This is a genomic window from Pseudomonas sp. Hz4, from assembly GCF_054898165.1.
The window spans coordinates 4,535,409-4,551,006 of record NZ_CM142719.1; the positions used below are offsets into that span (position 1 = coordinate 4,535,409).

At 61.3% G+C, this 15,598-nt stretch carries 9 protein-coding genes; 6 read left to right on the forward strand and 3 right to left on the reverse strand.

What is annotated here, in order from left to right; genetic code table 11:
• Positions 1-97: 97 nt before the first annotated feature.
• On the reverse strand, positions 98-5,239 hold the full coding sequence (locus ACYZTR_RS20710; protein ID WP_461973558.1) for a retention module-containing protein: 5,142 nt from the start codon (positions 5,237-5,239) through the stop codon (positions 98-100).
• Positions 5,240-5,830: 591 nt separating this feature from the next.
• Between ACYZTR_RS20710 and ACYZTR_RS20715 the strand changes: the two genes are divergently transcribed.
• The 3 genes from ACYZTR_RS20715 to ACYZTR_RS20725 are packed head-to-tail and all read left to right on the forward strand — an operon-like array spanning position 5,831 to position 10,745.
• Positions 5,831-7,189, forward strand: a complete 1,359-nt coding sequence (locus ACYZTR_RS20715; RefSeq protein ID WP_461973559.1) for a TolC family outer membrane protein — start codon at positions 5,831-5,833, stop codon at positions 7,187-7,189.
• 19 nt (positions 7,190-7,208) lie between these two features.
• Entirely contained in the window at positions 7,209-9,368 is a 2,160-nt protein-coding gene (locus ACYZTR_RS20720) for a type I secretion system permease/ATPase (protein ID WP_461973560.1), read from the forward strand.
• A 9-nt stretch (positions 9,369-9,377) separates the two neighbouring features.
• Complete coding sequence (locus ACYZTR_RS20725) at positions 9,378-10,745, forward strand: HlyD family type I secretion periplasmic adaptor subunit (RefSeq protein WP_461973561.1); 1,368 nt, start codon at positions 9,378-9,380, stop codon at positions 10,743-10,745.
• A 114-nt stretch (positions 10,746-10,859) separates the two neighbouring features.
• Here ACYZTR_RS20725 and ACYZTR_RS20730 read toward each other — a convergent pair whose 3' ends face one another.
• Both ACYZTR_RS20730 and ACYZTR_RS20735 read right to left on the reverse strand, forming a co-directional pair.
• Positions 10,860-11,456 carry a tRNA-uridine aminocarboxypropyltransferase gene (locus ACYZTR_RS20730; protein WP_461973562.1) on the reverse strand — a complete coding sequence of 199 codons (597 nt, stop codon included), beginning with the start codon at positions 11,454-11,456 and terminating at the stop codon, positions 10,860-10,862.
• A 14-nt stretch (positions 11,457-11,470) separates the two neighbouring features.
• Complete coding sequence (locus ACYZTR_RS20735) at positions 11,471-12,367, reverse strand: LysR family transcriptional regulator (protein WP_461973563.1); 897 nt, start codon at positions 12,365-12,367, stop codon at positions 11,471-11,473.
• A 264-nt stretch (positions 12,368-12,631) separates the two neighbouring features.
• Between ACYZTR_RS20735 and speB the strand changes: the two genes are divergently transcribed.
• From speB to ACYZTR_RS20750, 3 genes are read left to right on the forward strand one after another with little or no spacing between them, the layout of a single operon-like run.
• Positions 12,632-13,582, forward strand: a complete 951-nt coding sequence (speB, locus tag ACYZTR_RS20740) for an agmatinase (protein WP_131062549.1) — start codon at positions 12,632-12,634, stop codon at positions 13,580-13,582.
• 9 nt (positions 13,583-13,591) lie between these two features.
• The gene (locus ACYZTR_RS20745) at positions 13,592-14,014 is read left to right on the forward strand and encodes a YybH family protein (RefSeq protein WP_461973564.1); all 423 of its coding nucleotides are present in this window, start codon (positions 13,592-13,594) and stop codon (positions 14,012-14,014) included.
• 54 nt (positions 14,015-14,068) lie between these two features.
• On the forward strand, positions 14,069-15,574 hold the full coding sequence (locus tag ACYZTR_RS20750; protein ID WP_461973565.1) for a purine-cytosine permease family protein: 1,506 nt from the start codon (positions 14,069-14,071) through the stop codon (positions 15,572-15,574).
• Positions 15,575-15,598: the final 24 nt, after the last annotated feature.

Here is a 15,598-nt window from a genome sequence, read left to right on the forward strand (position 1 = left end):
TCGTTCATCGCGAGCACGCTCGCAATGAACGATGCTAAGGACAACAAAAAAACCCGCCATCCCTTACCACAGGGATGGCGGGTTTTATCGTTTCAGGTCACACCGTATCCACCTTCAACGAATGGTCATTGAGCATGCCGTTGATGATCGTCGCCGTATCGTGCCCACCCGCAATCACCCCACCCGCCCCCGGCGTTACGCCGTAATGGCTGGCCAGATTCACACCCGCGAGATCGATGGTCTGGTTTGGCGCGGCACCGGCCATGACGCTGACGTCGATACTGGTGACCAGTGAGGCGCCGCTGCCGGTGACTTTGAAGTGCAGGTAGTCATCCAGCGACGCCGTGGTGCCGTTTTCCCCTTGCAGCAGTTGCGACAGGTCGAGTTTGTCGATGCCCGGTGTGAAGTCGGTGACCACGTCGTGGCCGCTGTTGCTTTTGAGCCACTGGAAGGTGTCGGCGCCGCTGCCCCCGGTGAGGGTGTTGCTGCCCAGGCCGCCAATCAGGAAGTCATCGCCGCCCCCGCCGTTGAGCATGTCGTTACCCAGGCCGCCGTTGATGATGTTGTTGTGGTTGTCGCCGGTGAGGGTGTCGTTGAAGTTCGAGCCGGTCAGGTTTTCGATCGCAGTCAAGCTGTCGGTCCCGGCGCCCACGGTGTTCTGCGGGGTGAGCAGGCTCAGATCAACGGTGACGCCGGCCGTGGCGTGGGCATAGCTCGCCGTGTCGACGCCGGTGCCGCCGTCGAGCAGGTCGTTGCCCGCGCCGCTGAACAGCAAGTCATTGCCAGCGCCGCCGTGCAATTCGTTATTGCCCGAGCCTGCGGTGAGCACGTCGTTGCCGTCGCCGGCATTGATAACGTTGTTGCCGGTGCCCGCCACCAATACATCATCGCCCGCCGTCCCGGTGAGGGTGTGGCCGTTCTGATAGGTGATGGTCACGGCGGCGCTATCGCTGCCGCCATGGCTGTCGTTGGCGGTGTAGGTGCCGTGGTAGTCCGGGGCGACATCGTGGGCCCCGGCATAATTGACGGTCATGGTCAGTTGGTAGTTTTCCGCCCCCTTCCCGCTGCTGCCCGGCCCCTCGTTGTCGATGTTGGTGATGTGGATCTGGTACGTGCCGTCAGACGTTGCGGTGATGGTCTGGCCGTCGGCGATGGCCGTGTAAGCACCGCCGTTGAGCGAGTACTCCAGGGTGATGTGGCCGGCCGCCAGATTGTGGTCGAGGTTGAGGGTTTCACCCTGTTTGAGGTTGACGGTGATGCGGTCCTCATCATTGCTATTGTTGGCGTTGACCGACCCCAGCGCCCCGCTGACTACCAACACCGCCGTCATGGCCGCCGTGTTGGCGACGAATGCACTGCGGGCGATGGTCACCGCCTGCGCGTTATTGCCGGTGAAGCTGAAGTTTTGATGGGTGCCGGTGAAGTCCGTACCTTTGGCAATCCAACCGGTGTTGAAGGTGGTCGGCGATGCGCTGAGCGGATCGCCGTTGGGGTCGGTGTCGTTGGCCAGCAACAACTCGCCCGGCACCACGACACTGCCCGACAGCACGTTGGTGATGACGTGGTCATCGACCGCCACCGGTGGCGCATTCGAAATGACCGTCAACGTCGAGCTGGCCAGGTCGCCGCCGTTGTCGCTGATCGCTGTGATGCAGCTGTTGTTCACGTCGATGGTGATGGTGGTGGTGCTTTCGTCACCGTCAGCATCGCGCAAGGTGTAGGTGAACGTGTCGCTCGCACCGGGGCCGTTCACGGCGTTGGGGTTGCTGTGGTATTCAGCGTTGCCGTTGGCGTCCAGCGTCAGGTAACCGTAGGTGCCATTGATCTGGCTGTTCAGGCCGCCGATGACCGGGGTCGAGGTGTCTGAACCGGCGCGCACGCCGATCACTCCGCCACTGACGGCGGGGCCATCGGCGCCGCCGACGTCGTTCCACAGCACGTTGCCGCTGATGATGCCGCCTTCGGCGACCGAGGCCGTGTCGGCATGGGCGATCGGCACGTCATCGACGATGTTGACCACGATCGTGCTGGTGACGACATTGCCCAGGGAATCGGTGGCGTGGTAGGTGAACGTTTCACTCTGGGTGTTGGCGCCGTCGTTCGCCTGCGGCGTGGTGCTGGCCGGCGAGGTCAAGGTGTAGGTGTAGGTGCCGTTGGGGTTGAGCAGGATTTGCCCGTAGGTGCCCGTGGCGCTGCCGACCAGCGTGTAGGTGATCGCACCGGTGGCACCGGTGACGGCGCCGACCAAGGTGCCACTGGCGGTTTCGCCGATGTGGCCCGGCTCGCTGCCGGTGACGGTCCCGGCCGCCAGATCCTGGCCGTCCTTGTTCAGGTCGAGGGCTTTTTCGTACACGGTCACGTCGTTGTCGCTGACCGCTGTGATGCAGCTGTTGTTCACATCGATGGTGATCGTCGTGGTGCTTTCATCACCGTCAGCATCGCGCAAGGTGTAGGTGAACGTGTCGCTCGCACCGGGGCCGTTCACGGCGTTGGGGTTGCTGTGGTATTCAGCGTTGCCGTTGGCGTCCAGCGTCAGGTAACCGTAGGTGCCATTGATCTGGCTGTTCAGGCCGCCGATGACCGGGGTCGAGGTGTCTGAGCCGGCGCGCACGCCGATCACTCCGCCACTGGCGGCGGGGCCATCGGCGCCGCCGACGTCGTTCCACAGCACGTTGCCGCTGATGATGCCGCCCTCCGCTACCGAGGCCGTGTCGGCATGGGCGATCGGCACGTCATCGACGATGTTGACCACGATCGTGCTGGTGACGACATTGCCCAGGGAATCGGTGGCGTGGTAGGTGAACGTTTCACTCTGGGTGTTGGCGCCGTCGTTCGCCTGCGGCGTGGTGCTGGCCGGCGAGGTCAAGGTGTAGGTGTAGGTGCCGTTGGGGTTGAGCAGGATTTGCCCGTAGGTGCCCGTGGCGCTGCCGACCAGCGTGTAGGTGATCGCACCGGTGGCACCGGTGACGGCGCCGACCAAGGTGCCACTGGCGGTTTCGCCGATGTGGCCCGGCTCGCTGCCGGTGACGGTCCCGGCCGCCAGATCCTGGCCGTCCTTGTTCAGGTCGAGGGCTTTTTCGTACACGGTCACGTCGTTGTCGCTGACCGCTGTGATGCAGCTGTTGTTCACATCGATGGTGATCGTCGTGGTGCTTTCATCACCGTCAGCATCGCGCAAGGTGTAGGTGAACGTGTCGCTCGCACCGGGGCCGTTCACGGCGTTGGGGTTGCTGTGGTATTCAGCGTTGCCGTTGGCGTCCAGCGTCAGGTAACCGTAGGTGCCATTGATCTGGCTGTTCAGGCCGCCGATGACCGGGGTCGAGGTGTCTGAGCCGGCGCGCACGCCGATCACTCCGCCACTGGCGGCGGGGCCATCGGCGCCGCCGACGTCGTTCCACAGCACGTTGCCGCTGATGATGCCGCCCTCCGCTACCGAGGCCGTGTCGGCATGGGCGATCGGCACGTCATCGACGATGTTGACCACGATCGTGCTGGTGACGACATTGCCCAGGGAATCGGTGGCGTGGTAGGTGAACGTTTCACTCTGGGTGTTGGCGCCGTCGTTCGCCTGCGGCGTGGTGCTGGCCGGCGAGGTCAAGGTGTAGGTGTAGGTGCCGTTGGGGTTGAGCAGGATTTGCCCGTAGGTGCCCGTGGCGCTGCCGACCAGCGTGTAGGTGATCGCACCGGTGGCACCGGTGACGGCGCCGACCAAGGTGCCACTGGCGGTTTCGCCGATGTGGCCCGGCTCGCTGCCGGTGACGGTCCCGGCCGCCAGATCCTGGCCGTCCTTGTTCAGGTCGAGGGCTTTTTCGTACACGGTCACGTCGTTGTCGCTGACCGCTCTGATGCAGCTGTTGTTCACGTCGATGGTGATCGTCGTGGTGCTTTCATCACCGTCAGCATCGCGCAAGGTGTAGGTGAACGTGTCGCTCGCACCGGGGCCGTTCACGGCGTTGGGGTTGCTGTGGTATTCAGCGTTGCCGTTGGCGTCCAGCGTCAGGTAACCGTAGGTGCCATTGATCTGGCTGTTCAGGCCGCCGATGACCGGGGTCGAGGTGTCTGAACCGGCGCGCACGCCGATCACTCCGCCACTGACGGCGGGGCCATCGGCGCCGCCGACGTCGTTCCACAGCACGTTGCCGCTGACGATGCCGCCTTCGGCGACCGAGGTTGCGTCGGCATGGGCGGTCGGCAGGTCATCGACGATGTTGACGTTGATTTGCCCGGTCGCCGTACTGCCGTCTGTATCGGTGGCGACGACGTCGAAATTCTCGGTGATGCTGTTGGCGCCGTCACCGGCTGGATGGGTTTCATTGTCGTTGAGGGTGTAGCTGTAACTCACAACCCCCGTGGCCGGGTTGTAGCCGGTGACGATCAGGGTGTTGCCCAACGGGGTGGTGATCGACTGCGGGAAGCCTGCTGCAACGCCACCGCTGATCACGTTAATCCCACCGATGCTCAGGCTGGTCAGCCCGTCTGGAGCAGACACGCTGAACGTGCCGGTCTTGGTCAGTGCCCCAGGGTTGGGGGCCGAACCGTCGGCCAGGTTGGCCTCATTGAGGGTCAGTTCGCCCCCTGCCACCGACAGGCCGGTGAGGGTGACCGGATTGTTCGGCACATCAGGAACAACCGGTGTCACAGGAACAACGCCTGTCCCTCCTGAACCACCTGCACCACCTGCACCACCCGCACCACCCGCACCACCCGCACCGTTGTCGCCGTTATCAGGGTCACCAGCCAGACGTTCGAGGAGAAATTCGGGAATACCGTTGAAGCCTGCGGTAGGAAAACCAATAGTCGGATCTACCCGCCCCCCCACCTCTTCGAGCATGACGAAACTGTGGCCGCCTCCCAGTGCATCACCGGGTGCGCCGGTCGAGCCAGGTCCGGCCGCCGTGGCTTCAGCGGTCTGGGTCGGGTCGTCGCCGGCAGCGATCGCTTTTTGCAGTTGTTCGACATCGGTCAGTTGCGCCTGAGTTGGCGTCACCGCTTCAGCGGTGTCTACATGGGGCGCCTGATGCGCGAGTAACTGAGGCGTCATCTCCAGACTGCTATCACGCCCGAGGGTCAGTTCCTGTCCATTTTGCAGATGCACCGCCACCGCGCCTTCGGCCCCGGTGACTAGCTGATCGCCGGCGAACAATCGATCCCCCTCGACCAGCGCGCGTCGGGTGCCATCGCTCGCGACCGCGAACACCTGACCAATAACCTTACTGACGATACCGATGAGCGTAGCCATGTGCACTTCCTCCGCTGCCAACCACTGTCGGCATCCTGTTTTTGCGAAGAACGTGCTCATGGTTCCAACGGGTTACCTGGCGGAATCGCCTGATGGCAGTGGTTACCTGAAGTAAGCCGCTGCCCTGGCGCCGTTCTCGCCAAGCCTGCCGCTCGCGGGCGACGTGTCTGCTGCGCGATAAAAACCTATGCAATCAATGGCATCGGGATCCACTTGCGCAACAACTTGCCCTTCGAGCGATGCGTAACGATCTTGATCCACTAGAGTGACAAAAAACCGTCACCCCCTAGGTCGTCCGCTTCCCTCCCCTCCAGCACTTCCCCGCCCTATGTCGATATGTAATTGGAACTTTCCTCAAGCCCCGCGAAGCTCCCTAACGCTCCTAAATCAAGGGCTTTCGCAGTGAACAATGTGCTGGATTTAGCAGGGCGCATAAGTTTTTTTTGGCATAAGCCTTATGAGAAATACTTCTTAGGTTCTCTCTAAAATGTTCTTAGCTCTGTTGTTACAAGAGTGAAACGGTTTTCACTACAAATGTCGTCAAATATTTGGCGAATGATAAGCACCATTAGGATTCAGGGAGAGGCACCCATGCGCGTACTAACCCCCCTATGCAGCGCAATTCTGCTGGCGATGGCCTGCACTTCTCAGGCCCAAGCCATGTCATTGACGGAGGCGATCCAGAGCACCATCGCGACCCACCCGGAGCTGGCGTCACGTGTGGACAGCCGCCTCTCGGCCGATGAGCAAGTTAAAGTCGCCAAAGGAGGCTTTTATCCATCGGTTGATCTGAATGCCGCCTACGGGCGCGGGTACAGCGATAACACCAGCACCCGGGCATTTGGCAATCACCACACCGAAATCCTGACTTACACCCAATCGGAATTGCGCCTGCGGCAGATGCTTTTCGATGGTTTCAACACCGCCAATGAAGTCCAGCGCACCAAAGGTGTGGTCAATTCCCGGGCCTATTACGCTCAGGGCACCGCACAGGATCTGGCCCTGCGCACCATCGAGGTCTACCTCGAAGTGCTCAAGCGCCGCGAACTGGTAACCCTGGCCACGAACAACCTGCAGGCTCACTTGCGGGTCAACGATCAGATTGGTCTGCGCACCCAGCGCGGTATTGGCAGCAACGCCGACTCCGACCAGTCCGTCGCTCGCCGGGCACTGGCGCAAAACAACCTCGATACCGCTGAAGTCGACCTCGCGGACGCCGAGTCGAACTTCCACGCCGTCGTGGGGCGCATGCCCGATGAACTCGAAACACTGCCCTCGACCCGCGGCGAATTGCCCGCCACCCTGCAGGAAGCCCAGCAAAGCATGGTGGAAAACAACCCGTACCTGAAATCTGCCCAGGCCGATGTGCAATCGGCCGAGAGCCAGTACGAAGTGGCCAAGTCGCCGTTCTACCCTCGTTTCGACGCCGAAGCCGCCGTGGGTGCAAACAACAACGTGCAGGGCGATGAAGGCCACGACAACGAATGGCGGGTCGGCGTAGTGATGAACTACAACCTGTTCCGCGGTGGCAGCGACAAGGCTCGCCTGGCCTCCAATGCGCACCAGATCAACCAGGCGATGGACATCCGCAACAATGCCCTGCGCCAACTCAACGAGAACATTCACCTGGCCTGGAACGCCATGGTCAACGCCAAGAAACAAATCCCGACCGCCCGCGAATACGCGGACACCAGCGGGCGCGTACGCGTGGCGTATCAGGACCAGTTCGGCCTCGGTCAACGCACCCTGCTCGACCTGCTGGACAGTGAAAACGAGCTCTACAACGCCAACCGCCGTTACACCGAAGTGCGCTACACCGAGGAGTACTCGATGTACCGCGTGCTGGCGAACATGGGTCAGTTGCTGAGCAAACAACGGGTGGTGTTACCCGCCGATGCGATCGCCCAGACCGAAGTGAAAAACGAAGCCCGTTTGCCTGAACTGAAATAGCTCACTGGGAGCGATCAATGTGACCAGCATGGAACCCGGCAACATCGGTGTCGATCCGCGCCTGAGCTTCGATGACCCGCTTCTGGACGGTCTGTTGATCCTCTGCAAACTCCACGGCGCGACGGTCAGTCGCGCCAGCCTGAGTGCCGGGCTCCCCCTGAACAAGCAACGCATGAGCCTGGACTTGCTGCCTCGCGCAGCAGCCCGGGCCAGTTTGCAGGCGCGATTGCTGCGTCGTGAACTGGCGGATATTTGCGCCCTCAATCTGCCTGTGATGCTGATCCTCAACAACGGCCGTACCGCCATTCTGCGACGCTTTGGCGATGACGGTCAGTTGCTGATTCTGCCCAGCGAAGCCGACGGTGGTGAACAATGGGTCAGCCGCGTTGAGCTGGCCGAGAATTACAGCGGCCAGGCCTTGTACGCGCGACCACGGCATGAACTCGAAGACTTGCGCTCACCGCTGGTACCACGCGTGGAGGCGTGGTTTCGCGACACCTTGAAGCTGTCGAAGTGGTTGTACAGCGACGCGATCCTGGCGAGTTTTTTGATCAACCTGCTGGGGTTGATGGTGCCACTGTTCGTGATGCAGACCTACGACCGGGTGGTGCCGAACCAGGCCACGTCGACCTTGTGGGTGCTGTCCATCGGCTTGCTGATCGGCACCGGCTTCGAACTGGTGCTGCGGGTGGTGCGCGCGCACCTGCTGGACACCGCGGGGAAGAAAACCGACGTGATCCTTTCGGCCACGTTGTTCGAACGCATTACCGGCATGGCGATGAAAGCCCGGCCGGCGACCATCGGTGGTTTTGCCCAAAGCATTCACGACTTCCAGGGCCTGCGGGAATTCCTTACCGCGGTAACGCTGACCAGCCTGATCGACCTGCCCTTTGCCGTGCTGATGCTGGTGGTGATCGGCCTGCTCGGCGGCTGGCTGGTGGTGATTCCGCTGCTGGCGTTTCCGATCACGATCCTCTTCGCGATGGTGATTCAGGTGCGTCTGCGCGATACCGTGCAGAAAAGCCTGACCCTGGGTGCCGAACGCCAAGCACTGCTGATTGAAACCCTCGGCGGCCTGGAAACCCTCAAGGCCTGCAGCGCCGAAAGCGAACGCCAGCACACATGGGAAAGCACCCACGGCGCGCTCACCCGTCTCGACAGCCATGCACGCAACCTCTCGGCGCTGGCCACCAACGGCACGCTGTTCATTCAGCAATTCTCCGGCATGGCGACCATCGTCGCCGGGGTCTACAGCATCATCGCCGGCAACCTCAGCGTCGGCGCGCTGGTGGCGACCTACATGCTCGGCAGCCGGGTGCTCGCGCCGCTGGGGCAGATTGCCGGTTTGATCACTCGCTATCAGCAAGCGCAACTGACCATGAAAAGCACCGATGCGCTGATGTCCTTGCCGCAGGAACGCGACGCCAAACAACGGCCACTGGAGCGCACACAACTGCAAGGTGCGCTGGACGTCAGCAGCGTGACGTTCCACTACAACGGCCAGAACGCTCCCGCCCTGGCCAACATCAGCTTCAGCGTGAAACCCGGCGAGCGGATCGGCATCATCGGCCGCAGCGGCTCGGGCAAAAGTACGTTGGCGCGACTGGTGATGGGGTTCTACGCACCGGAAGAGGGCCAGTTGCTGCTTGATGGCCTGGACTTACGGCAACTGGACGTCGCCGACCTGCGCCAGCAAATCGGTTACGTCGCCCATGACCTGCCGCTGTTGGCCGGCAGCCTGCGCGACAACCTGACCCTCGGTGCCCGCTACATCAGTGATTCACGGATGCTCGAAGTCGCCGAGCTGACCGGCGTCACCGAGCTGGCTCGTCAGCATCCGCAAGGCTTCGACCGGCCAGTGGGCGAACGCGGACAACTACTGTCCGGCGGGCAACGTCAGGCGGTCTTGCTGGCCCGCGCGTTATTGCTGGATCCGCCGATCATGTTGCTCGACGAACCCACCAGCGCCATGGACAACAGCAGCGAAGACGTTCTGCGACAAAAACTCCACGGCTGGGTGCAGGGCAAAACCCTGCTGCTGGTAACCCACCGCACCTCGATGCTCAGCCTGGTGGATCGGCTGGTGGTGCTGGACAACGGGCGGATCGTCGCCGACGGTCCGAAAGAAGCGGTCATCGATGCACTGCGCAAGGGCCGTGTCGGCTCTGCGGCTGTCTAGGAGACACCCATGGCCCGTTCATCATCCGACACGCCACAAGACCGGGGCTACTTCGGCAGTTTCAGCAAAAGCGCCGAAAGTGAATTCATGCCGGAAACCGCCGGTGCCTCATTGCAGGATTCACCACGCAGGTCGCGAATCACCGTGTGGCTGGCGGCAGCGCTGATTATTACGGCGGTGGTCTGGGCAAAGTTTGCGGTGCTGCAGGAAGTGACCATGGGTGAAGGCAAGGCGATTCCGTCGAGCAAAGTCCAAGTGATCCAGAACCTGGAGGGCGGCATCGTCACTGAGATCTTCGTTCGCGAAGGGCAAATGGTGAACAAGGGCGACACCTTGCTGCGCCTCGATGACACTCGATTCCTGTCGAATAAGGGCGAAAGTGAGGCGGATCGTTATGCGCTGACGGCGCAGGTCGAACGGCTGTCGGCCGAGGCTGAAGGCCGGCCGTTCAAGCTGTCCCCCGAAGTGATCGCCAAGGCGCCGCAAGTGGCCGAAGACGAACGCTCGTTGCACGAACAACGGCAGCGTCGATTGGCGAGCGAACAGCGCACGCTGAGTGAACAACTACGGCAAAAAACCCAGGAACTGGCGGAGTTCCGCTCCAAACAGGGCCAATACAGTTCAAGCTTGGCGTTGCTGCAACAAGAGATGAACATGTCCGCGCCGCTGGTGGGCAGCGGGGCGGTTTCGCCAGTGGAAATTTTGCGACTCAAACGCAGCGCGGTGGAGATTCGCGGCTCATTGAACGCCACGACGCTGGCGATTCCCCGTGCGGAATCGGCGATCAATGAGATCAAAAGCAAGATCGACGAATCGGAGCAATCCTTCCGATCCGACGCGGCGAAAGAGTTGAATGAGAAACGCACCGACCTGTCGAAAATCACGGCATCGAGCATTGCTATCGATGACCGAGTGACCCGCACCACCGTGGTGTCGCCGGTTCACGGGATTATCAAAGTGCTGAAGATCAACACCATCGGCGGTGTAGTTCAGCCGGGCAGCGACATGGTGGAAATCGTACCTATTGAAGACAACCTGCTGATCGAAGCCAAGGTCCGGCCGCAGGACGTGGCGTTCCTGCACCCGGGGCAGAAAGCCATGGTCAAGTTCAGTGCTTACGATTACACGATTTATGGCGGGCTGAGTGCGAAGCTGGAGTTGATTGGGGCGGACACGATTACGGATGACAAGGGCAACAGCTTTTATCTGATTCAGGTACGGACGGATAAAAACCATTTGGGCGGGGATGCAAAACCGTTGCTGATTATTCCGGGGATGGTGGCGACGGTGGACATTATTACTGGGGAGAAGAGCGTGTTGGATTACTTGCTCAAACCGGTGCTCAAAGCCCGGACCGAGGCGATGCGCGAACGTTAGCCACCGATCGTTCCCACGCTCCGCGTGGGAATGTCGCCCGGCACGCTCCGCGTCCCTTCCCGAATGTGACGCAGAGCGTCACTGGATGCATTCCCACGCAGAGCGTGGGAACGATCATGTGTCGCCATGATTACGCAAAAAGGTCTCTTCCCCCATCGCCGCAATCTGCCCCTCGATCAAGGCTTCAAATGGCCGTAGCAACGGTTCGAAAATGGTCGGTGCCTCCAGTGTTTGCAACGCCTGAACAATCGCTTCCACCGTCGACAGCGCGCCCGGCCCCGGTGCTTTGCGCAATCGGTATCTCGACACCCCACCCTCCGCCAACGTCACCCTCGGCAACGCCGCCAACAACGGATTGAGGTGCAACAGCTTGCGCGCCTTGCGCCAGGTGCCGTCCGGAACGACCAGCAATAACGGTTGATCATTGGCGGCGTAAGTCTGCAACGGCTGCGCATCATTGGCAGGAAACAGCAGTCGCGCCTGATAGCCCGGCCGGTTCAACAAAGCCGGCAAATCCTCGAACACTTCGCCCACAATCAATTCGGCATTCCTCAACCCCAACACCGCCAACCGCGCGGTGTTCAGCGCATGGTTCACTTCACTGGGATGCTGCAACAGCAACACCCGAGTGCGGCTGCCGAGGCTCGGGATCAGTGGGCACAGGCAATGGGTTTGTGGACGCAGGCAGCGTGGACATTGGATTCTGGACATCACTTGTTTTTCCTTTAAGCGGCCTGATTCAGTTGCGCTTTAAGCAGGTCGCGGAAGGTCTGGATCAGCGGCTCGCGGCTGCGGCCACGGCGCACGATCATCGAGAACGGCGCCTGATAACCGAAGGTCGCCGGCAGCAAAACCCGCAAGTCGCCCTTGTCGGCCCACGCCTGGGCGTAGTGCTCAGGCAGGTAACCGATGTAGGCACCGGACAGCACCAGAATCAGCTGCGCCTCCATACTTTCCACGGTCGCGGCGCTGTGCTTGAAGCCGTGACGGGCCAGTTCGGCCTGGCTCCAGTAACCGCGGCCGACCATGCGCTGCTGGGTAATGACCTGCTCGGGAATGCGCCGCTCGGTGAACAGCGGATGACGACTGCTGCAATACAACCAGTGTTGTTCGCGGTAGAGCGGCATGTACACCAGACCGCTCATGCGCGTGGAGAACGCACCGATGGCCAGGTCGAGGCGGTTGTCCTGCACGCCGAGTTGCAGTTCGTAAGGGCTCATGACCGACAGGTGCAAATGCACGGCCGGGTGTTCCTGACTGTAGGCGCCGATGGCTTCGGCGAAGGGCAACGCCTTGTCACTGACGGTGGAGTCGATCACCCCCAGATTCAGGGTGCCGCGCAGTTCGCCTTTGAGGGCGGCGGCGTATTGTTCGAAGCCTTCGAGTTCACCGAACAGGCGCAGGGTTTCCTGATGGAACAGTTCGCCCTTGCTGGTCAGGCTGAAACCACCACGGCCGCGATGGCAGAGAACCAGGCCGAGGGCGGCTTCGAGCTGGCTCATGTAAGTGCTGATGGCCGAGGTCGAGAGGTTGAGCTCTTGTTGAGCGCTGGCAAACCCCTGATGGCGAACCACGCTGACGAAGATGCGCAACAGTTTCAGGTCGGGTAACGCGTTGGCCATGGGGCACTCCGTAGATCGTTCCCACGCTCTGCGTGGGAATGCGGCCCGTGACGCTCTGCGTCACATCCCGCGAAAAACTGGACGCGGAGCGTCCGGGGATGCGTTCCCACGCGGAGCATGGGAACGATCACGCTGGGAAGTCTATCTCTCCACTCGCCATTAGTTTAGAAAAATCTGAACTAAGTATTTGCCCGTAGCGATTCTTCCCGCCCACTACATTTCGCAGAATCGGCCCCTAATATAAAAAATATGAGGCCTGAACCCGTGGACAAGATTCTTCACCAACCACTGGGCGGCAATGAAATGCCGCGCTTCGGCGGCATCGCCACCATGATGCGACTTCCCCATTTGCCAACCGCTGCCGGTCTGGATGCTGCCTTCGTTGGCGTCCCGCTGGACATCGGCACGTCTCTGCGCCCTGGCACCCGCTTCGGACCTCGCGAAATCCGCGCGGAATCGGTCATGATCCGCCCGTACAACATGGCCACCGGCGCTGCGCCGTTCGACTCGCTGTCGGTCGCTGACATCGGTGACGTCGCGATCAACACGTTCAACCTGCTGGACGCCGTACGGATCATCGAAGAGTCCTACGACGCCATCCTCGAACACAACGTGATCCCGCTGACCCTGGGCGGCGACCACACCATCACCCTGCCCATCCTGCGTGCGATTCATAAGAAGCACGGCAAGGTCGGTCTGGTGCACATCGATGCTCACGCCGATGTGAACGATCACATGTTCGGCGAGAAAATCGCCCACGGCACTACCTTCCGTCGCGCTGCCGAAGAAGGCCTGATCGACTGCGATCGCGTGGTGCAAATCGGTTTGCGCGCTCAGGGTTACACCTCTGAAGACTTCAACTGGAGCCGTAAACAGGGCTTCCGCGTGGTTCAGGCTGAAGAGTGCTGGCACAAATCCTTGGCACCGCTGATGGCCGAAGTTCGCGAAAAAGTCGGCGGCGGTCCGGTGTACCTGAGTTTCGACATCGACGGCATTGACCCCGCTTGGGCGCCAGGCACCGGCACCCCGGAAATCGGTGGTCTGACGACCATTCAGGCGATTGAGATCATTCGCGGCTGCCAAGGCCTCGACCTGATCGGTTGCGATCTGGTAGAAGTCTCGCCCGCTTACGACACCACCGGCAACACCTCGCTGCTGGCCGCCAACTTGCTGTACGAAATGCTCTGCGTACTGCCTGGCGTGGCCCACCGCTGAGGATCGGGCATGAACGAACGTGATCAGGTATTAAAAGCTGCCGCCGATCTGGTGACAGCCTTTGCCGGTAATGATCGCGAAGCCTACTTCGGTGCGTTCAGCGCTGACGCCAGCTTCGTGTTCTACACCCTCGAGCAGCCTCTGCTGTCGCGCGATGCCTACCAGGCCTTGTGGGACACCTGGCGTTCGAAGGATGGCTTCGAGGTGCTTTCGTGCACTTCGAGCAACGCTTTCGTCAGCCTGCAGGGTGACGTGGCGATTTTCATCCATGACGTCGCCACCGAGCTGCGCATGCAAGGGGAGCAACACTTCAGCCAGGAGCGCGAGACGATTGTTTTCAAGAAACAAGCGTCTGGCCAAGAACAACAAGGCCTATGGCTGGCCTGCCACGAACATTTGTCCGCGATGCCGGAAGGGCTGCCACCCCCTTAGCCAAACAGGTGACGCTCACACACGATGAGCGCGCCTTTATGATCGGAGCTGATCATGAATAACAACAACAACAAAGACCCAAGCCTTACGCACATTGAAACCTACGGGGTTGAACAGATCCCGGACAGCGAACGCACCGCAGGCCCGACGGATTTGTTCCGGATGATCTTCGGTGGGTCCAACACTTTTGCCACCGCCGTGCTCGGCAGTTTCCCGGTTCTGTTCGGCCTGTCTTTTCAGGCGGGCGTCTGGGCGATTGTGCTCGGCGTGCTGCTGGGCTCGCTGATCCTCGCGCCAATGGGCCTGTTCGGCCCGATCAATGGCACCAACAACGCCGTGTCTTCCGGTGCGCACTTTGGCGTTCACGGGCGGATTGTCGGTTCGTTTCTGTCGCTGTTGACCGCCATCGCCTTCTTCTCGCTCTCGGTGTGGAGTTCGGGTGATGCGTTGATCGGTGGCGCCAAACGCCTGATCGGTCTTCCGGAAACCGACCTGACGCTGGGCCTGGCCTACGGTCTGTTCGCGATCCTGGTGCTGACCGTTTGCATCTACGGTTTTCGCTTCTTGTTGTGGGTCAACAAGATCGCGGTGTGGAGTGCCAGCCTGTTGTTCCTGCTGGGCATCTTCGCCTTCGCCGGCCCTTTCGATGTGAACTTCGCCGGCACCGTCAGCATGGGTCAACCGGGTTTCTGGGCGGCCTTCATTGGCGCTGCGCTGGTGGCCATGAGCAACCCGATTTCCTTCGGGGCGTTCCTCGGTGACTGGTCGCGCTACATCCCGCGTGACACCTCCAAGCGCCGGATCATGGCCGCCGTGGTGATCTCGCAGATCGCCACCTTCATCCCGTTCCTGTTCGGTCTGAGCACCGCGACCATCGTGGCGATCAAGGCACCGGACTACATCGCAGCCAACAACTACGTGGGTGGCCTGCTGGCCGTCTCGCCGAGCTGGTTCTTCCTGCCGGTATGCCTGATCGCAGTGATCGGCGGCATGTCCACCGGCACCACCTCGCTCTATGGCACCGGGCTGGACATGTCCAGCGTGTTCCCTCGTGTGCTGTCGCGGGTCAAGGCAACGCTGTTGATCGGCGTGATGTCGATTGCCTTCATCTTCATCGGGCGCTTTGCCGCGAACCTGGTGCAGAGCGTGTCGACCTTCGCCGTGCTGATCATCACCTGCACCACCCCGTGGATGGTGATCATGATCATCGGTCTGCTGGTGCGTCGAGGCTTCTACTGCCCGGATGACCTGCAAGTGTTCACCCGTGGCGAGAAAGGGGGTCGTTACTGGTTCACGCATGGCTGGAACTGGCGTGGCCTGGGTGCCTGGATCCCGAGTGCAGCGGTCGGTTTGTGCTTCGTGAACCTGCCGGGGCAGTTTGTCGGTCCGTTGGGCAATCTGGCTGGCGGCATCGACATCAGCCTGCCGGTCACCCTCGGCCTGGCGTCGCTGGTGTACCTGACGCTGCTGAGCCTGTTCCCGGAATCGGCAGCGGTGTTCGGTCCAAACGATCCACGCAGCAAGGGCACGGATTCGCTCGCTAAACCGGCGATGGTGTAGGAGCGAGGCTTGCCCGCGAAGAAC